Raw genomic sequence first — 366 nt, 5'->3', positions numbered from 1 at the left:
ATGATTTTGTAAATCAGATGTATCTTTATGGAAAGGAAGAGGAAGAGGCTCCGAAAGATAAGATTTTTGAAGCAGAATCAAAAGTAATCAGGGAGCTGGCGGCCAAAGGAAAATGTGTGATCATTGGAAGATGTTCGGATTATGTATTGCGTGAAAATGAGAAGACTTTAAAACTGTTCTTCACTGCACCATTGGAAGTAAGGGCAAAACGGATTATGGAGCGTCTGAATATCAGTAAGAAAGAAGCTGAGCAGGTGATCCGGAAAGAAGACAGACGCCGTGCAGATAATTACCGTTACTATACAGGACGGGTGTGGGGATCAGCGGCAAATGTTGACCTTACATTTAATACAGCTATGGATGAAA

General features: G+C 41.0%; 1 protein-coding gene. It reads left to right on the top strand.

Annotated features, from left to right (window positions below; translation table 11 throughout):
* Positions 1-366 (top strand): AAA family ATPase (locus PZH32_RS11770; RefSeq protein ID WP_275208438.1); only part of this gene is annotated, 366 nt, incomplete at both ends.

The sequence above is a fragment of the Adlercreutzia equolifaciens genome (genome assembly GCF_029076695.1).
Classification (GTDB): Bacteria; Actinomycetota; Coriobacteriia; order Coriobacteriales; family Eggerthellaceae; genus Adlercreutzia; species Adlercreutzia equolifaciens_A.
Note: the sequence above shows the minus strand (reverse complement) of the source record. Positions and strands in the feature narration are given on the sequence as shown.